At 58.7% G+C, this 17,748-nt stretch carries 18 protein-coding genes and 2 pseudogenes; 14 read left to right on the forward strand and 6 right to left on the reverse strand.

Going from position 1 to position 17,748, the window contains the following annotated elements:
- Nucleotides 1–111 precede the first annotated feature (111 nt).
- Nucleotides 112–351, reverse strand: coding sequence for a hypothetical protein (locus tag QNH97_RS10815; protein ID WP_283556792.1), 240 nt, complete (start codon nt 349–351; stop codon nt 112–114).
- A gap of 88 nt (nt 352–439) precedes the next feature.
- On the opposite strand from QNH97_RS10815, the gene QNH97_RS10820 reads away from it, so the two are divergent.
- Nucleotides 440–679, forward strand: coding sequence for a hypothetical protein (locus QNH97_RS10820; RefSeq protein WP_283556793.1), 240 nt, complete (start codon nt 440–442; stop codon nt 677–679).
- A gap of 7 nt (nt 680–686) precedes the next feature.
- Here the strand turns inward: QNH97_RS10820 and QNH97_RS10825 are convergent, their stop codons facing one another.
- On the reverse strand, nt 687–1,577 hold the full coding sequence (locus tag QNH97_RS10825) for a LysR family transcriptional regulator (protein ID WP_003200706.1): 891 nt from the start codon (nt 1,575–1,577) through the stop codon (nt 687–689).
- 169 nt (nt 1,578–1,746) lie between these two features.
- Between QNH97_RS10825 and QNH97_RS10830 the strand changes: the two genes are divergently transcribed.
- The 3 genes from QNH97_RS10830 (at nt 1,747) to QNH97_RS10840 (ending at nt 5,598) form a co-directional block, all read left to right on the forward strand.
- Nucleotides 1,747–2,829 (forward strand): 4-oxalomesaconate tautomerase, encoded by a 1,083-nt coding sequence (locus QNH97_RS10830; RefSeq protein ID WP_283556794.1) that lies wholly within the window; start codon nt 1,747–1,749, stop codon nt 2,827–2,829.
- A gap of 117 nt (nt 2,830–2,946) precedes the next feature.
- Nucleotides 2,947–4,251 (forward strand): CitMHS family transporter, encoded by a 1,305-nt coding sequence (locus QNH97_RS10835; RefSeq protein WP_283556795.1) that lies wholly within the window; start codon nt 2,947–2,949, stop codon nt 4,249–4,251.
- A 93-nt stretch (nt 4,252–4,344) separates the two neighbouring features.
- Entirely contained in the window at nt 4,345–5,598 is a 1,254-nt protein-coding gene (locus tag QNH97_RS10840) for an OprD family porin (RefSeq protein ID WP_283556796.1), read from the forward strand.
- Between the two features lie 73 nt (nt 5,599–5,671).
- On the opposite strand, the gene QNH97_RS10845 is transcribed toward QNH97_RS10840, so the two are convergent.
- Complete coding sequence (locus tag QNH97_RS10845; protein ID WP_025214197.1) at nt 5,672–6,535, reverse strand: LysR family transcriptional regulator; 864 nt, start codon at nt 6,533–6,535, stop codon at nt 5,672–5,674.
- A gap of 112 nt (nt 6,536–6,647) precedes the next feature.
- On the opposite strand from QNH97_RS10845, the gene QNH97_RS10850 reads away from it, so the two are divergent.
- Both QNH97_RS10850 and QNH97_RS10855 read left to right on the forward strand, forming a co-directional pair.
- Nucleotides 6,648–7,256 carry a LysE family translocator gene (locus QNH97_RS10850; protein ID WP_283557463.1) on the forward strand — a complete coding sequence of 203 codons (609 nt, stop codon included), beginning with the start codon at nt 6,648–6,650 and terminating at the stop codon, nt 7,254–7,256.
- Between the two features lie 78 nt (nt 7,257–7,334).
- On the forward strand, nt 7,335–7,550 hold the full coding sequence (locus QNH97_RS10855) for a DUF6434 domain-containing protein (protein WP_283556797.1): 216 nt from the start codon (nt 7,335–7,337) through the stop codon (nt 7,548–7,550).
- Between the two features lie 266 nt (nt 7,551–7,816).
- Here the strand turns inward: QNH97_RS10855 and QNH97_RS10860 are convergent.
- Nucleotides 7,817–7,909: pseudogene (locus QNH97_RS10860) on the reverse strand (hypothetical protein); the annotation flags it as partial.
- 95 nt (nt 7,910–8,004) lie between these two features.
- On the opposite strand from QNH97_RS10860, the gene QNH97_RS10865 reads away from it, so the two are divergent.
- Both QNH97_RS10865 and QNH97_RS10870 read left to right on the forward strand, forming a co-directional pair.
- Nucleotides 8,005–8,277, forward strand: a complete 273-nt coding sequence (locus tag QNH97_RS10865) for a CopG family ribbon-helix-helix protein (protein WP_283556798.1) — start codon at nt 8,005–8,007, stop codon at nt 8,275–8,277.
- On the forward strand, nt 8,265–8,558 hold the full coding sequence (locus QNH97_RS10870) for a type II toxin-antitoxin system RelE/ParE family toxin (protein WP_502944518.1): 294 nt from the start codon (nt 8,265–8,267) through the stop codon (nt 8,556–8,558). Before QNH97_RS10865 ends, QNH97_RS10870 begins: the two co-directional genes overlap by 13 nt.
- An 11-nt stretch (nt 8,559–8,569) precedes the next feature.
- Here the strand turns inward: QNH97_RS10870 and QNH97_RS10875 are convergent, their stop codons facing one another.
- On the reverse strand, nt 8,570–9,727 hold the full coding sequence (locus tag QNH97_RS10875; RefSeq protein WP_283556799.1) for an alpha/beta hydrolase family protein: 1,158 nt from the start codon (nt 9,725–9,727) through the stop codon (nt 8,570–8,572).
- 1,172 nt (nt 9,728–10,899) lie between these two features.
- Between QNH97_RS10875 and QNH97_RS29455 the strand changes: the two are divergent.
- Nucleotides 10,900–11,148 (forward strand): annotated as a pseudogene (locus QNH97_RS29455) (methyl-accepting chemotaxis protein); the annotation flags it as partial.
- A gap of 201 nt (nt 11,149–11,349) precedes the next feature.
- Entirely contained in the window at nt 11,350–12,054 is a 705-nt protein-coding gene (locus QNH97_RS29460) for a methyl-accepting chemotaxis protein (RefSeq protein ID WP_502944536.1), read from the forward strand.
- Nucleotides 12,055–12,078: 24 nt separating this feature from the next.
- Here QNH97_RS29460 and QNH97_RS10885 read toward each other — a convergent pair whose 3' ends face one another.
- Nucleotides 12,079–12,990 (reverse strand): LysR family transcriptional regulator, encoded by a 912-nt coding sequence (locus QNH97_RS10885; RefSeq protein ID WP_123347062.1) that lies wholly within the window; start codon nt 12,988–12,990, stop codon nt 12,079–12,081.
- A gap of 325 nt (nt 12,991–13,315) precedes the next feature.
- Here QNH97_RS10885 and QNH97_RS10890 point away from each other — a divergent pair, with 325 nt between their 5' ends.
- The 4 genes from QNH97_RS10890 to QNH97_RS10905 all read left to right on the forward strand — a co-directional run bounded on the left by QNH97_RS10890 (nt 13,316) and on the right by QNH97_RS10905 (nt 17,742).
- Nucleotides 13,316–14,254 (forward strand): VOC family protein, encoded by a 939-nt coding sequence (locus QNH97_RS10890; protein ID WP_283556801.1) that lies wholly within the window; start codon nt 13,316–13,318, stop codon nt 14,252–14,254.
- A gap of 15 nt (nt 14,255–14,269) precedes the next feature.
- Nucleotides 14,270–14,632, forward strand: coding sequence for a Rieske (2Fe-2S) protein (locus QNH97_RS10895; RefSeq protein WP_283556802.1), 363 nt, complete (start codon nt 14,270–14,272; stop codon nt 14,630–14,632).
- Between the two features lie 178 nt (nt 14,633–14,810).
- Nucleotides 14,811–15,935 (forward strand): FAD-dependent oxidoreductase, encoded by a 1,125-nt coding sequence (locus QNH97_RS10900; protein WP_283556803.1) that lies wholly within the window; start codon nt 14,811–14,813, stop codon nt 15,933–15,935.
- Between the two features lie 127 nt (nt 15,936–16,062).
- Complete coding sequence (locus QNH97_RS10905) at nt 16,063–17,742, forward strand: DUF1302 domain-containing protein (RefSeq protein WP_283556804.1); 1,680 nt, start codon at nt 16,063–16,065, stop codon at nt 17,740–17,742.
- Nucleotides 17,743–17,748: the final 6 nt, after the last annotated feature.

The raw sequence follows: 17,748 nt of genomic DNA on the forward strand, positions 1-17,748 counted from the left end.
AAGCGCGTACCGTAGTTCAGATTTGCACAATGTGTGGGGCTTTCTTATCGCAGTGGCTGAAAGTTTGTGAAGGGGCGATCCGTCTAGCGTTCGCCGTGCAAACCGGCAGGCCTAAGGCTGGCCTTTGGCGTCGGTCGAGACGACGCTTTCGTAACCGGCTGCATGCGGTATTACATTGGGCACCAGCAACCGCTCACGGCGACATTTGAATTTCACGCCTTTGCGCGGCGCCATGTCCCTGGCCGTTTCCATGCAGATTTCTTTGGTGGCATAGGTCGGCCCAGGCTTGCGTTCTTCCACGCAGCCTTCGTTACCACTACAGATCGCCATAACCACAAAATATACGGTCATCATCCTGAGTTGCTCCCATCGAAGCGATGCGATTGTTGCGTCCTGCGTTAGCCCTGAGGGGGCCCAAACGAGTAGCAATGACAGGCGGATGATGAGCCTTCATTCAAATCCCCAGCAATGGCATATTGATGCCTTTTGTCGGAAAAATGGCACTATTTTAAACTTTCGTTGTTTCGTCAAAATCGACGCCAATATGTTGGCGTTTTGGCTGGCTGAAGAGGGTAAATCCTATGAGGAAGGCATCCCGGATGAAGCAAGGAAAGTCGCCTTGAAGTCCGGGGTTTTTCCAATCCATACACGCGATTTGCGCTGTGCAGCGCAGCTTTAAATCGGCCTCATTGCGGCCACTGCTCAAGCAGAATCGAGACGAATTTCTCTGCGGCGGGGGACAGGGAGGCACCCCGGCGATAAACCAGGCCCAGCGATCGGTTTACCACCGGTTCGATCAGCGGCACGCTGACCAGGGTTGGATGGTCCCCGGCAGGCATTGCCAAGCTGGGCATTGCTGAAACCCCCAGGCCTGCCTCGACCAACCCCAGCGACGTGGACAGATGTTGCACTTCGTAGAACCATTGCGGCCGCCAGCTCAGGCCCGACAAGGCATGATCAAGCAGCATGCGGTTGCCGCTCAGGCGACCGACCCCGATCAATCGATAGTCACTGAGTTCTGACCAGGTGACGGCGCTACGTTCAGCTAACTCATGGTCGCGCCGGCACGCCAATACAAAGGGTTCGTTGACCAGCGGCACGAATTCGATGTCCGGATGCTGGCCGCTCATCATGTTGATGCCGAAGTCGGCTTCGCCTCGCAGCACCGCCTCCAGGCCTTCGTTGGCACTGAGGTCGAGCAGGCGAATGCGGATTTTCGGATAACGCTCGTTATACAAGCGGATCACCGAAGGCAAAAAATAGAAGGCTGCAGTCGGGATGCAAGCCAAGGTCACACGGCCGATCTGTCGCTCTGCCAACTCGCGAATATTGAGAATCGAGTCGTCGAAATCATCCAGCAAGCGTCTCGCCTTGGGCAAGAAATCACGCCCGACGCTGGTCAAACTGACTTTGCGTGTTGTGCGATCAAGCAACGCTGTACCCAAACCCTCCTCAAGTTTTTTCATCCGTCGGCTCAAGGCCGGTTGAGACAGATGCAGTGCATCGGCGGCTTCATGAAAGCTGCCTAGTTCGGCGATTTTCACGAAAGATCGTATGTCCTGAAGCTCATATTCCATGTCTTGTCCCCATCAAGAAGAGCGCTGCGTGGCTCAAAACATCCTAAGATAATTCATTCGTGAAACGCAATAATCGCTCTGATCTTTGCATTGGAAGTGATTTTGAAAGCCTGCCACTCTTGTTTCCAGAACATCAATTATCCAGATTGATCAACAAGAGTTAATGTTCATGCAGCGAATTCCTTGTGTGCTGATGCGCGGCGGTACCTCCAAAGGACCGGTATTTCTCGCCTGGGATCTACCCACTGCGGTCGCCGAACGTGACGAGCTGTTGCTCAACCTGATGGGCTCCGGCCATGAGCTGGAAATCGACGGTATCGGTGGCGGCAGTCCGCAAACCAGCAAAGTAGCGATCGTCAGTCCTTCGCTGCACCCTGAGGCAGATATCGATTATCTCTTTGTCCAGGTCATGGTTTCCCAGCGTCGGGTCGATACCGCTCCCAATTGCGGCAACATGCTCTGCGCCGTCGGCCCATTCGCCATTGAGCAGGGATTGGTCAAGGCTGGCGGTGACCTGACCCAGGTGCGTATTCGCAACCTCAATACCGGGACCTTCGTCACTGCCGAGGTGCAAACCCCTGGAGGCAAGGTCTGCTATGAAGGCGACACCGCCATCGACGGCGTGCCAGGCACCGCCGCGCCGGTGCAATTGACCTTTCTCGATGCGGCTGGCAGCAAGACGGGGACACTCTTTCCAACCGGGCAACCGCTGGACGTTATCGACGGTATCCCGGTGACTTGCATCGACATGGCGATGCCGATGCTGATTGTCGAGGCGGATCAGCTTGGCAAGCGCGGCGACGAAAGCCCTGCCGAACTGGACGCCGATAAAGTCTTCCTGCAGCGCCTGGAGTCCCTGCGGTTGAAAGCCGGCCTGGCCATGGGCTTGGGTGACGTCAGCGACAAGGTAATCCCCAAGCCGGTACTGGTGTCTTCGGCAAAGTTTGGTGGGACTCTCCACGTGCGCTACTTCATGCCGCACAACTGCCATCGCGCTCTGGCGATCACGGGCTCCATCGGGCTGGCCACCGCTTGTGTTGCCGAAGGCAGCGTAGCCGCTCTATTGCTTGGCGGAGTCAGCGAACCACGCTTGCAGCGGGTTCGTATCGAGCACCCAAGCGGCGGTATAGATGTCGTATTGTCCTACACCGGTGAAGGGGGCAAGACCATTCGTGCCTCGGTGGTGCGCACCGCCCGCAGGCTTTTTTCAGGTTTCGTCTACGCCACGGCCTCGCACCGTCTAGCCGGATAGCCCAGACAGTCATTGGCGTTTGCATAGGCCAGGTACACCGAGCGTGTCGCCTGGCAGGTTGCAGGTCGTGCGCCTGGGTGTTGGTGATGCTACTCATAACAACAAGAGATCAAACATATGCTCGCTTTACTTGGCTTGGCCATGGTGGTGGTTTTCACCTTCCTGATAATGACCAAACGTTTGTCGCCCATCGTGGCCCTGACGGTCGTGCCGATCGTCTTTGCGGTCATCGGCGGGTTTGGTGGAACCACCGGCAAGATGATGTTGGACGGCCTGAAAATGGTCGCCCCTTCGGCGGCGCTGTTGCTGTTCGCGATCCTGTTTTTTGGCCTGATGATCGACGCCGGTCTGTTCGATCCCTTGATTCGCAAGCTTCTTAAACGGGTCAATGGTGACCCGATGAAAATCGCCGTAGGCACGGCTCTGTTATCGCTGGTGGTGGCACTGGACGGTGACGGCACGACGACCTACATGATCACCTGCGCCGCCATGTTGCCACTGTATAAGCGCATCGGCATGAACCCTATGATTCTGGCTACCGTTGCAATGCTCTCCCTGAGCATCATGAGCGGCATGACGCCTTGGGGCGGCCCGGCGACCCGTGCGATCGCCGCCTTGGGCTTGGATGCCGGCGAGTATTTCGTGCCCTTGTTGCCCACCATGATTGGTGGCGCCATGTGGGTGGTGTTCACTGCCTTTCTGCTGGGGCGTGCCGAGCGCAAGCGTATTGGCAATGTGCAGCTGCAAAGCGGCGGCAATGATTGCTATATCAAGGCGATCATCGAGGATACCCCGCACAAGCGTCCAAAACTGGCCTACGTCAATCTGCTGTTGGTGATTGCGGTGATGGTCGCGCTGGTGATGGGGCTCATGCACTCGGCGATCCTGTTCCTGATTGGTTTCGTCCTGGCGCTGATGATCAACTATCCGCAACTGGATATTCAGAAGGAACGTATCCTCGCGCACTCGGGCAATGCCATGACAGTGGTCCTGCTGGTGTTTGCCGCTGGCATCTTCGCCGGGATTTTCTCCGGGACGAAAATGGTCGATGCGCTGGCGCAAACCTTGGTCGACTGGATTCCGCCATCCTGGGGGCACCTGTTCCCGTTGGTGGTTGCGATCACCAGCATGCCGCTGACCTTCGTGCTCTCCAATGATGCGTACTACTTCGGGGTCGTGCCTATCCTGGCCAACGCTGCTGCCGCGTATGGGATCGATCCGGTGGAAATCGCGCGGGCTTCCATCCTCGGTCAGCCGGTGCACCTGATGAGCCCGCTGGTGGCTTCGACCTTGTTGTTGGTGGGCATGGTTGATCGCGATCTCGGCGATTTCCAGAAAGCCACCGTCAAGTGGGCGGTGCTCACGTCCCTGGTGATAACCGCGCTGGCCTTGTTGACTGGGGCGTTGACCCTGTTTTCCTGATTCACCCAACACTTTTTCTGTTCTGCCTGACATGCCTCGCCATCGAGGTGTGCGCTGGCCTGCACGCCAAATAACAACAACGAGAAGTTTGACATGACTACTTTTCTGACCCGTGGGGCGCTGTTTTCAATGTTTGGCCTGCTGCCGCTGGCCACCGCCAGCGCCGAAGGCTTCATCGACGACAGCAAGCTCAAGCTGCAACTACGCAACGTCTACTTCAATGAGAATTTCCGCGACGAGCACGGCATGAGTGCACGCGCGGCGAGAACCGCGAAGAGCGAGCGCACTGAATGGGCCCAAGGCTTTCTGTTGGATTACCAGTCAGGTTTTACGCCAGGCACGGTTGGCTTTGGCGTCGATGCCTTGGGCCTGCTCGGGGTCAAGCTCGACTCCGGGGCTGGCCGCAGCGGCACCGGCCTGTTACCGGTGCATGACGACGGCCGTGCGGCCGACGAGTTTGCCAGCGCGGGCATGACCGCCAAGGCCCGGGTGGCCAAGACCACGGTCAAGTACGGCACCTTGTTACCCAAAACGCCTGTGCTGATCTACAACGATGCGCGTCTGGTCCCCCAGACTTACCAGGGCACCCAGATCAGCAGCACTGACATCGACAATCTTGCCCTCACCGCAGGTTCCCTGGAGCGCTTCAAGCTGCGGGATTCGAGCGACAGCATGCCGATCGTGCCTGACGGCTATGGCGGCGATGAGTCAGGCGATTTCAATTACGCCGGCGCCGATTACAAGCTGGGCAAGAACGTCCGCCTGAGCTACTTCTACGGTGAGCTGGAGAATTTTTATCGGCAGAACTTTGCCGGCATCCAGCACGATTTGCCGCTGGGCGCCGGGGTTCTGACCAGCGACCTGCGTTACTTCAACAGTGTCGATTCGGGTTCGGCCTACGGCGGCAAGATTGACAACGACATGCTCAGCGGTCTGCTGTCCTATGCGGTTGTCGGCCATACGTTCAGCGCTGGCTACCAGAAACTCAGCGGTGAGGCCGGTTTGCCTTACATCAGCGGGGCCACAGTCTATTCCTTCAGCAATGCCGGGATCGGCAAGTTTATCGAGGAGGACGAGAAGACCTGGATGCTCGGCTACGGCTACGATTTTGCCCGCCTCGGTGTTCCCGGCCTGACCTTTTCCAGCCGCTACCTTAGCGGTAACGATGGCAAGTCCAATACCGCAGTCAAAGAGTGGGAACGTGACGCGGAGATTGCCTACGTTGTGCAGCAGGGTACCTTCAAGGGACTGGGCGTGAAGCTGCGCAATTACGTCTATCGCTCGGATTTTTCACGCGGCCGGGACAGCAATCGGATTTACGTTTCCTACGACATTGCCCTTTGGTAGGGGGAGGGTGCATCAGCTTTGCCCTTCGCGTCGCTTTGAGCAGCAGTCATTCGGAATCGACGATGCTGAATGCTTACGCCTGGACTCTCAGCGCGCTGATGATGAAAGCATGAAGGCTGTTGACCGCTTTAGACCCGCGAGAGGCCCGGCTGCGTAGAATCGAAACGTCCATGGGTTCAATGTTGCCTAAGCCGTGTTCGCTGCTTAAGACCTGAAGCGATGCCTGCACGGTGCATTGCGTGATCGCGGCAATGGCGAGCCCACCCTCAACGGCGGCGACCTGGCCAGCAAGACTGGAGCTGTTGTACACCACCTTGAATTGGCGCCCTTGCTGGCTCAGTGAGTTCACCGCATATCGCCGGGCCAGGCTTTCACTTTCGTAGACGGCGATAGGCAGCGGGTCTCGCCGCCACAGTTCGAACTGTGGCGAGCCCACCCAAACCATGGGCTCTTTGAAAAGAAATGTACCGCTTTGAGGCGAGTCCCTGGAAACCAGCGCCAGATCAAGATCGCCGCTTCGCACCCTCGGAATCAGCGTGGTCGACTGTTCACAGGTCAGTTCTATTTCCACGCCTGCGTAGCGCGGCGAAAAACGCTTCAGGACCGGTGTGAGGTACCTGGCCGCGTAGTCCTCCGCGACGCCAAGGCGGATTCGGCCGGTCAGCTCCTCACCGTGAAAAGCCGCTTGGGTCTCGGCATGAAGCGCGAGCATGCGACGGGCATAGCCCAGCAGGGTCTGGCCGTCGTCGGTCAGTTGAAGGTGTCTCGGGCCACGACTCAATAATGGTCGTCCAAGCGCAGTCTCCAGTTTCTTCATCTGCATGCTGACAGCAGACTGCGATCTGTTGACCTCGTGGGCGGCGCCAGAGAGCGAACCTGCATCCACCACCGCCACGAAGCACTTGAGCCAATCGATCTGCAAATCACTGGCCGGCATCGCTGTTACCTCTATTCGTTAATCGAATGGCTAAGACGTGAATTATGCGCTTTTCATGACAATTGCCCACCTGCAAGATGCTGGCTTGAATCAATACAGGGTGGATCTGATCATGCCATTTGAGACCTGGTTGCTCTACCTGGTTACCTGCTGCGGTATCGCGGTAGTGCCAGGGCCCAATGCGTTATTGGTGCTGACCCATGGAGCCATTCACGGCAGTCGGAAAACGCTGTTCACGATCACGGGTGGCGTGCTCGGTTTCGCCTTCGTGCTGACGCTTTGCGCTTTGGGATTGGGTGCGCTGATCCAGGCATCGGCCACCTGGTTCACCGTATTGAAGGTTGTCGGCGGGCTCTATCTGATCTGGCTGGGTCTCGGGCTGTGGCGGTCTGCCCCCGTCAATCTTGAGACGACCGGCGCTACCAGCTTGCGACATTGGTCGCTGTTTCGCCAAGGGCTGGTATCAGCCATTTCAAACCCCAAGGCACTGTTGCTGTTCATTGCGTTGATTCCACCCTTCCTGGATCCGCAACGGAACATCATCGCGCAGACGATCGCTATTGCACTGACCTACGCAGTCGTGGAGTTCATCGTTGAGTATGCAGTGGCCAGCGCAGCGAACCGGGTCAGACCTTGGTTGGCTCGAACTGGGCGTCGATTCAATAAAGTCTGTGGAGGGTTTTTTGTATTTTTTGGATTGGCCCTGCCCATCCATGCCTGAAGGCGCGACTTTGAAACACAGATTCGCCCGCCCTGCTATAAATCCATAATCAAAACCCTGAGTATGGAAACCACATTCATGACCTTTAACTGGCACAGCGACCCGCTCACACGAAATACCAACGTCTGTGAGCGCTATAAAAATACGCAGAATGTACGCAGGTTCATGGCAGAGCACTGCGGCGCGAGCTTTAAATTTGACCGGGACTTTATGGCCTGGATACGTAACGGAGAAGCCAAGACCATGGGGGATGTCGTCGATGAGTGGGTGCGCCGACAGCGTGCTGCCAATTAAGCAGCTACGTTTGCCACCGGATTCAATGGCAGCCTCTGGTTGAGGTCAGGCATTCGAATGGACAAGCGCCTGATGAAGCGCCCAACCTCGAAAGACTTGCTGCAGCAGACGGACGTGGCGTTAAACCCGCCACTTAGTTATCCAAGAAATCCGTGAGTATGTCTGTGGATAACCGTGCCACCACCATGTGGATAGGGCGTTTTAACCGCCGATCAAAAAATAGCCACATCGCCGCAAACGATCCCGTTTCAGCGTCGGCGAAATTCCAACTGGGTGCGGTAATGGTGAAACTGATAGAAGCGTTGAAGCCAGACCGCATAGTTTCCCGCGCCATTGGTCAGGATCGCGTCATCCGGCAGCCACCATTTGCCCAGGTCATTCTCTGAATAGACAGGCCCCAGTGTGCTTGCTATCGTATTCAAAGGTAGTACCTATGAATACGAGAGAGGCTGACATGGCAACGTCAATCAAAATCGATGAGGATTTGAAGTACCGCATCCAGCAATTGGCGAGTGCCCGGCAACGTTCGGCTCACTGGATCATGCGTGAAGCCCTCTCGCAGTATGTCGTGCGGGAGGAGGCGCGGGAAAGTTTCAAGCAGGAGGCGCTGGCTTCGTGGAAGGCTTACCAGGAAACAGGCCAGCACCTGACTGGGGCCGAGACCCGAGACTGGCTTAAAACCTGGGGAACCGAGGAAGAGTCGGAGCTTCCCACGTGCCACGACTGATTCTTACCGCGGGTGCGGGTGAGGGATTGGAGCGTTGTCGTCGTTTCCTATTGGAAAAAGACCCGCAGGTGACGCGTAGGGCTGCTCAAACCATTGAGCAGCAGTTAATGCGCTTGGAAACCGATCCCCATGTCGGCCGACCTTATGACGAGATGCCTGAGTTGCGAGAGCTGGTCATTGCTTTTGGTGATGCGGGCTATGTCGCACTTTATCGTTTTGCTCCCACAGAAGAAGCCGTATACGTATTGGCGTTTCGGCATCAGAGGGAAGCAGGTTACTAATTTCACATCCATCAGGCCGTACGGCCGCCGAGCACTTCAGCGACCCAGTCGGCAATGTACTGGCCGGCATTGATGCTGTTATCGAAGCTCGAGTGCTGCACGCCGCCTTCACGCTCGGTGAATATCTTCAGCTCGCGTTTCGGGCTGTTGACCAACTGCTCGTAGGTGCGGTGTGCCCATTTCAATGGGATCTGCGAATCCTTTTCACCGTGGGTGACCAGAAAGGGCACTTTGATGCGATCCAGTATGCCGTCCAGGTGGACATTCTCGGCGATGGCCATGAACTCATCAGTGTCTTTGGCGCCCCATACCCAAGCCACGTGCGACCAGTAATGGGGGACCGGGAAGCTGCCTTCCTTTTCCATTCGGCGCTTCTGCACATCACGCCAGTCATGGTTGGCGCCCCACACCACACCGCAAGCGAAGCGCGGCTCGAAGGCTACCGCGCGGGGGCAGTAATAGCCGCCGAGCGACACGCCTTCCAGGCCGATGCGCCTGGCATCGATATCGCTGCGGGTTTCCAGCCAGTCCACCACGCGACTGGCCCAATGCTCGCTGTCAAAACGCGCGGTCAGGTTCTGCAGGCGCAGCGCTTCGCCGGTGCCAGGCTGGTCGATGATCAACGACGACACCCCGCGTTTGGCCAGCCAGGCGGGCAGGCCGACGCGGTATTTCATTTCCTTGGTGGAGTCCAAGCCATTGACTTGCACCAGAACCGGCGCCGGGCCGGTCACGCCTTCGGCACGTACCAGCAGGCCGGAGAGGTGCTTGCCCTCGTAAGGAATCTCGACGCGCTCGCAGTTCTCTTGCGACAGTTCGATACCCCGTTGGAAAGTCTGTAGAAATCGTTGGTACAGCTCCGTGCGACCCGAGGCGCCATGAGCCTGCAGGCGTTCGCAGCTCAGGTAGTAAGTGGCGGCGCGGTTGTATTTTTCCCCGGCCGACAACAGTCGGCCTTTGGCTTCGTCTTCCTCTGCCAAACCGCAAAGCTTGTCGGCCATTTTCGCCCAGGTTTCACGAAAGGCCTTGCTGCCAGCGGCGTCGGGCTGTTTGGCGGCTTCTTGTAGCGGCGCGCACATCTCTTCGATTTCGCCGATGCGGGCACCCATTTCAATGGCGAGGTCGACGGAAAGATTCCACACGTAGTTGGTTGGGAAGTATCGGAACATGATTGTTATTGTCCTTGTGCAAGCAAAGGCAGGCAGCCAGGTCCGGGCCAGATGGATCGGGCTCAGGCGGTTTGAAGCAGGCTAAGGGGAGGCCAAATGTTTGGCCAATCGCGAGTCGGGATGGCAGGTATCGCGAACGACGATGGCATGTGTGGATTGCATCGGGGCTATGAGCTCCACGCGCACACTTCAAGCCGTAAATCCAGATACCTATCATCGTACTTCGCGATTGCTCCTAGCGAAGGATGCGATTGGTGCTGTCGAGATTCGATTCATTAAAGTCCGCCGCATACCGTACCGCCGTTGGCGGATGGCACCACTCGATCCTGCCGCTTGATGAACTGTAGCCACCGTCCGTCACGGCATTCTTTTCCCTGCTGTGTAAGGAGATGGGCATGTTTGCACTGAGCCGTGTGCTCGGCAATCTATCGGTGGGTGCCAAGCTGTTGCTGGGTTTCGGCCTGGTACTGCTGGTGACTCTTGGAGTGGCGGCCACCGCTTTTCATTCTCTGGGTGTGTTGCAGCAGCGCGGGGAGCAATCGCGACAGGAGTCATCGATCCAGGCACTTATCCTGCGTGCCCGCATCGCCGAGAAGGAATTCGCCCTGGATCTTTCTCCGCAGCGCCTGGACCAGGTGCGTGAGATTATTGGAAAACTGAGCCGGCAACTCGATGATGAACCAGCCAATAGCGCATCCCTGACCACCATACGCACGGCTGTCAGCGCGTATCTTGAGCAGTTTCTCGGTTATGCCGATTCGTTGCGTCGGGCCCGCGAAGCCCGGCTGCATATGCAGGCGCTTGCGCAGACCGCAGGTGGCAGTTTCACCTTGCTGTTTCTTGATCAGCTGGATGCTCTCAATGTCCAGTTGGGGCAGGGGACACCGCCGAGCAGCGAGCAGATGGTGCTACTGGAGCAGACTGCGGCGCTGCGGGACAAGCTCGCCAAGCTGCGTGACAGCGAACTGTACTACTCGCTCGACGGCGAGGAGCGTTACCGCAGCGACTGGGAAATGAGCATGAGCGACCTGCTGGCCGCCATGCAAACGCTCGATCTGGGCGAGCAGCAAGGTGAGTCGCTGCAGGAGGCGAGCACGGCCTTGGGCGACTACCGCAAGGCCTTTGTCGAGTTCGTCAACAGCCGTAGACAAAGTGCGCAAAGCAGTGCGGCGATGAGTGCGCAAACCGAGCAAGTGAGCACGTTGCTGGCCCAGGCCGATGAGCAGCAGAAACAGGCGGTAGTGGACGATAATCGCAGCGCCTATCGTCAATTGGGCCTGATCACCGTCCTGGCGTTGGCCTTGGGCGTGGGGGCCAGCCTGCTGATCCGCCAGTTGATTCTGCAGCCGCTGCGCCAAGCCGTGCAGTTGGCTGAGCGTGTCGCAGCGGGAGATTTGAGTCAGCCGCCGTCAGACAGCGCTCGTCGCGATGAATTGGGCCAGCTGTTGAGCACAGTGGGCAGCATGTTGGGCAACCTGCGCGGATTGGTCGGGCGCATCGACCGTGGTGTCGGCTCGCTTAATGGCATGGCCCGCAGCCTGGCCGAGGTGACCCAGAGCAACAGTCGCGGCGTCGAGCAGCAGCGCCAGGAAACCGAACTGGCAGCCACCGCCATGCAACAGATGGCTGCCACGGCGCAGGAAGTCGCCCGCAATGCCGGTGAGGCCAGTGAAGCGGTGGCCCACGCCGACGAACAGGCCCGTGAGGGCGATGAACTGGTGCGTCAGGCGGGTGGCAAGATCGATCATCTGGCGGTGGAGATGAGTGGTTGCGCGCAAGCCATGCAGTCCCTGTTGGTGGAGAGCGCAGCGATTGGCGGGGTCCTCGATGTCATCAAGGCGGTGGCCGAGCAGACCAACCTGCTGGCGCTCAACGCCGCCATCGAGGCTGCGCGTGCCGGCGAGCATGGTCGTGGTTTCGCCGTGGTCGCCGATGAAGTGCGCGGGCTGGCTCGGCGCACCCAGCGCTCAACCACGGAAATCGAAGGGTTGATCGCTCGTCTGCGCGGTGTTGCCCAACACGCCGCCGAGCGCTTGCAAGGCAGTCATGTGCTAAGTGATGAAACAGTGGTCCTTGCCGCCCAAGCCTCCCAGGCACTGGCGCGGATTACCCGGGCGGTATCCAGCATCGAACAGATGAACCAACAGATTGCCGCCGCCGCCGAGCAGCAGAGCGTGGTGGCCGAGCAAGTCAGCCGGAGCATGACGCGGGTGCGCGAGGTGGCCGAGGACAGTGCAAGGGAAAGCCTGCAACTGCAAAGTTCAACGGCCGATTTGCAACAGATTAGCGGCGAGTTGAATGCGGCCGTCGGGCACTTCCGCACCTGATTCGCCTCCGGGCAGCGGGAGCAACTATTGCTCCAGCTCGTTGATGATCTGACTGATTTTTGCCCGCAACCAACGGTGCATCGGATCCCCATCCATGGTTCGGTGCCAGAGCATGAACTCACGCATCACCGGGATTTTCACCGGTGGTTGCAGGATGCGCAGCGGCAGGTAGTTGGCGTAAAGCCTGGCCATGCGCTGGAGCATGGTGGCGACACGTTGGGTGCCGACGATCAACTGCGGCAAGGTGTTGAAGTCGTGGGTGACCACCTCCATGCGACGCGTGAAACCGTATTGGCTCATCAGCCATTCTTCGACGCTCAGTTGCCGGTTGCGGCCAAAAATCACCGATACGTGGCCCATCTCGATGTACTGGTCCAGCGTGATGCTATCGCCCACTTGGGTGTTGCCGTCCCATACGACACAAACGTGCTCTTCTTCGAACAGTAGCTGCGATGGGTGGCCTTCGATGAGGTAGCGCTCTGGCACGATCATCATGTCGGCCTCGCCGCGCATCAGCAGCTCGGTGGACGTGTCGCCGGGGCCAAGCAGTTCGAAGGTAATGTGCGGGGCTTCCAGGTAGATCTTCTGGATCACTCGGGCAAACAGGACGCTGATCAGGTAGTCCGAGGTGATCAGGCGGAAATGGCGCTTGCTGGTCGCAGGGTCGAACACCGGTTTGGCGGTGATCGAGGACTGGATCGTCAGCAATATCTGGCGCACGGGCGCCGCCAGTTCTCGGGCATAGGGCGTGGGCTGCATCTTGCGCCCGACCTGGGCGAGCAGTTCATCTTCGAAATAGACGCGCAGCCTGCCGAGCACTCCGCTGGTGGCGGATTGGGTCATGTGCAGGCGTTCGGCGGCGCGGGTGATGTTCTGCTCTTCCAGTAACACATCAAGCGCCACCAGGAGGTTGAGATCCAAGTGGTTAAAGCGCATGGCGGTCTCGATTTTTGTATTTATTTTGTAAATACCTTCCGGCGTTCCTATCGCGCCGTCAAGTCCCTTGAAAGGGGGCATCGACCGATGAATATTCGATTTTCCCCGCCGTTGGCTCTGTGCGGCCATGTATCGCGTTTGCCGATAGGTCGCATCCCGACAAGCGATTAGTCAGTGGATTTCCCCCGCGTCAGTATCGGCACGCAGTCGGTTGGCCGTGACGCTTTATCGACTCCAAAACCAGCATCGGCAGCGCATCGCCTGGGCACTGCTCCCACAGCGAGGTGTTGGCCTTGCGCAGAATAATTTCAATGGAGTGGTAACAATGAACATCATCGGCCTTGATGCCTTGGTTTTTGGCGTCGACGACATTCAAGCCTGTACCCATTGCCTGTGTGACTACGGCCTGCAACCTGTCGATGTCGACAGCGAGGGCGGCCGTTTCGAAGCCCTCGACGGCACTGCCGTGATCATCCGCCGCGCTGACGATGCCAGTCTGCCGGCCGCCATCGGCCCTGCTCCCTCGATTCGGGAGACCCTTTATGGCGTGGCCAGCGCGGCTGACCTGGATGCCATCGCCGATGAGCTGGGGCGTGATCGCCCGGTAACCCGTGGTGCCAATGGCTCCGTGCACAGCGTTGACGACATGGGTTTTGCCATTGGTTTCCAGATCAGTGTGCGGCGCGCCTACAGTGCGCCGGCCGACCTGACCAATGCACCGGGCCATGCCCCCCAGCGCCCGGTCAACCAGCCTGGCATCCACCCTGATATGCAGGCCCTGCCGCGCACCCTTTCCCACGTGGTGTATTTCGTGCCGGATGCGGTCAAGGCCGAAGCCTTTTACAAACGCCTGGGCTTCGTGACCACCGACACCTTTGTTGGCGCCGGTCCGTTCATGCGTCCGGCCGGTTCCGATGACCACCATTGCTTGTTCATGATCCAGACGCCACCGCACATGAAGGGCTGCGAGCACTTCACCTTTCACATGGGCAGCGGTACGGAAGTGTTGCTGGCCGGGCGACGCTTCGAACAGAACGGCTGGACCAGCTTTTGGGGGCCGGGTCGTCACCTCTTTGGCTCCAATTGGTTCTGGTACTTCAACAGCCCGTTGGGCTGCCACATCGAATACGACGCAGACATGGACAAGCACGATGATGCCTGGCAAGCACGCCAGGCGCCGTTGTCGGCGGATAACTCGCAGCTGTTCCTGTTCACGTCCAGGGAAAAGTGGTTCCCGAGCGGTCCGCCGCCCAAGCAGGCCTGAGTGCGGATGTCGTCCATGAGTCACGCCGCCATTGCTCTGTGTCGCTTGGATGAACTGCTCGAAGGGCAGGCCCGTGGGTTCGATCCGCTGGGTACGGGAAAGGACAGCGTGTTTGCACTGCGTCACCACGGTGAGGTGCGAATTTATCGCAACAGCTGCCCGCATCTGGCTGTGCCCCTGGAGTACCGCAAGGACCGTTTTCTAAGCGCCGATGGCAGCCAGATCATCTGTTACGCCCACGGTGCCCGGTTCCTTCCGGACAGTGGCCTGTGCGTCTACGGACCCTGTCTGGGGGAACGCCTGAGCGCTCTGCAATGGTATTCGGAGGCCGACTGGCTGGTGCTCGAAGCGGATCAATTGGCAGTTTGTGCACCCTAGTTAACGTATCGCGGTTGCTGATACATCGTATCCCTACATGCGATTAGTCAAACGCCTGCTTTACCGAGAAAGTGAGCACAACGCGGTAGTGAATGCGCGCAGAAATACCCGGTAGCGAGGCCTGAAATCGCTCCTGCATAACGCCAGCGTGAATAACAAGAATAAGAGTGAGACAAGCATGAACTCAGTGAAAAAGGTGCTTATTGTCGGCGGTGGTATCGGTGGTCTATGTGCCGCAATCGCATTGCGTCGCAAAGGCATCGAAGTCGATCTTGTCGAACTCAAGACGCAGTGGACCGTCTACGGCGTCGGCATCCTCCAGCAGGGCAACGTCGTGCGTGAGATGGCCAAGCTGGGTGTGTTGGACGGCTATCTGGGCGCCGCCTTCGCGTTCGAGGATGTGACCCTCTCCAACACTGCCGGCGAGCAGTTGGCACGCCTTCCCGGCCAGCGCCTGGCCGGCCCCGAGTACCCAGCCAACGTCGGCATCTCGCGTCTGGCCCTGCATCAAGTCCTCAGTGAAACCACGATTGCCCTGGGCGCCTCGATTCGCCTGGGCCTGAGCGTACAAACGCTGGAACAGGCGGGCGAGGGTGTCGATGTGCTGTTCACCGATAGCAGCCACGGCCGTTATGACCTGGTGGTGGGGGCTGATGGCCTGTACTCCCATCTGCGCGGTTTGCTGTTCGGCGAGCAGTACCAGCCGCGCTTCACTGGTCAATCGGTGTGGCGCTACAACTTTCCACGTACCGCTGGCGTTGATCATCTGGCGACCTTCCAGGGACCCGCCGGCAATGCCGGGCTGGTGCCGCTGGGGCACGACCAGATGTATATGTTCATGACCTCCCATGAGCCCGGTAACCCGAGGATGGACGCCTCCACCCTGGCGTCCGAGATGCGCCAGCGCCTGAGCGGTTTCACCGGCCTGATCGGTGAACTGCGCGAGCAGATCAGCAACAGCGACCTGGTCGTCTACAAACCGCTGGAAGTGGTGTTCGTCAGCGAGCCTTGGTACCGCGGCCGTATCGTGCTGATCGGCGATGCGGTGCACGCCACGACGCCGCACCTGGGTCAGGGCGCTGGCATGGCCATTGAAGATGCGGTTGTGCTGGGCGAGGAGCTGGTCGCCGGTGGCAGCGTCGAACAGCAGCTCGAACGCTTTATGGCGCGCCGTTATGAGCGCTGCAAATTCATCAGCGAAAGCTCGGAGCTGGTGGGTGAAAAGGAAACTGCCCACGACAGCAGCTTTGACCGGGTCGGCTTGGTCAGGCGGATGATCGAGTTCACGGCAGTGGCCATCTGAGGCTCCGGCAGGACTGATTTCGCTCTCCCATGGATGTTTCATGCCCGCGCAGGCTTGGCCTGGCTCGCCAGCGGGCGCTGTTTACCAGAAGAGCTGACATACAACAACAATAAAGAGGGTTACTTCGATGGCTACTCGCAAGTTCGCTGCCTCGCGGCGCGTCCCCTTCACCCTGACCCTCGCGGCCAGCCTGGGGCTTGGCGCTTCGGCTGCCCAGGCGTTTCAGATCGATTCCGGCAATCCCGATCTCAGCTTGCGCTGGGACAACACGCTGAAGTACAGCGCGGCCTGGCGCCTGAAGGACCCCAGCAGCAAGCTCAGCCAGGGGCAGACGGCGCTGAACCAGAATGACGGCGATAACAACTTTGGAAAAGGGCTGATCTCCAATCGCCTGGATATTCTTTCCGAACTGGACATCGGCTTTCACGACTTCGGCGCTCGCCTGAGCGGTGCGGCCTGGTATGACACCGTGTACCAGGACAGCAACGACAATAACGACGCCGCCAGTGCCAACCAACGCTCGGTCGGCTTCGACGAATTCACCAGCGACACGCGTCATCTGCATGGTGGCGATGGTGAAATACTGGACGCCTTTGTCTACTGGAACGGTGAACTGGCCGAGCGTGCCATGTCGGTTCGTGTGGGGCGCCACGGCCTGATCTGGGGTGAGAGTCTGTTCTTCGGTGCCAATGGCATTGCCGGTGCCATGGCGCCGGTGGACGTGGTCAAGGCGCAATCAGTGCCCAATACCCAGTTCAAGGAAATCACCCGGCCGGTCAATCAGCTATCGACCACTTACCAACTGACCGATGACATGTCGCTGGGCGCGTTCTACCAGTTTGAGTGGGAAGAGACTCGCCTGCCCGGCTCCGGAAGCTACTTTTCTACCAGCGATACCCTCGGCGAAGGCAATGAGCGGCTGATCGTTGGCGGGCCATTCCCGCCTTTCCTTGGTGGTAATGCCAATAGCCCGGCAGCGTTCTTCCATGGCAAAGACAAGAAAGCCAGAAGCTCCGGCCAAGGCGGACTGCAGCTCAAATACACGACCGGGACCGTGGATTACGGCCTGTACGCGCTCCAGTATCACGAGAAAACCCCAACGCTGTATATGAAACCGAATGCCACCGGGCCTGACTTCAGTACCGGGAAAATCGGTGAGTACTCCTGGGTTTACCCGGAAGATATTCGTGTCCTGGGCGCCAGCTTCGCCACCACTGTCGACGAATACAGCTTTGCCGGTGAGGCATCGACGCGCTGGAACATGCCGTTGGTATCCAGTGGCCAGACGGTCCTGCCGGGCGTCGAGGCGGACAACAACGATGACGCTCTGTACGCCGTTGGCCGTACGGCCCATGTCAACCTCAACGTACTGGCATCGCTGGGGCCTTCCTTCATCGCCAATGAAGCCAGCCTGATCGGGGAGGTGGCCTGGAACCGAGTGCTGTCCGTGACCAAGAACCGCGCAGCCCTGGACCCCAACTCAACGGATGACGGCCTGGGCCTCAAATTGGTGTACACGCCTACCTATCGGCAGTTCTTCCCGGGTGTGGATATCGGTATTCCGATGGGCATCAGCTACTTCCCCATGGGTAAGTCGGCCGCGGTCAGCGGGTTCGGCCCGGATAAAGGCGGCGACATGAACATTGGTATCACCGCTACCTATCTGGACCAGGTGACCTTTGGGCTGACCTATACCCACTTCTACGGACCCGAGGACACCACCCTCGACGCTGCCAACCACTTTAACTACAAGCAGTCGTTGAAGGACCGGGACTACCTGGCTTTCTCCGTCAAGACCACGTTCTAAGAGGAT

This window comes from Pseudomonas sp. G2-4, from assembly GCF_030064125.1.
Classification (GTDB): domain Bacteria; phylum Pseudomonadota; class Gammaproteobacteria; order Pseudomonadales; family Pseudomonadaceae; genus Aquipseudomonas.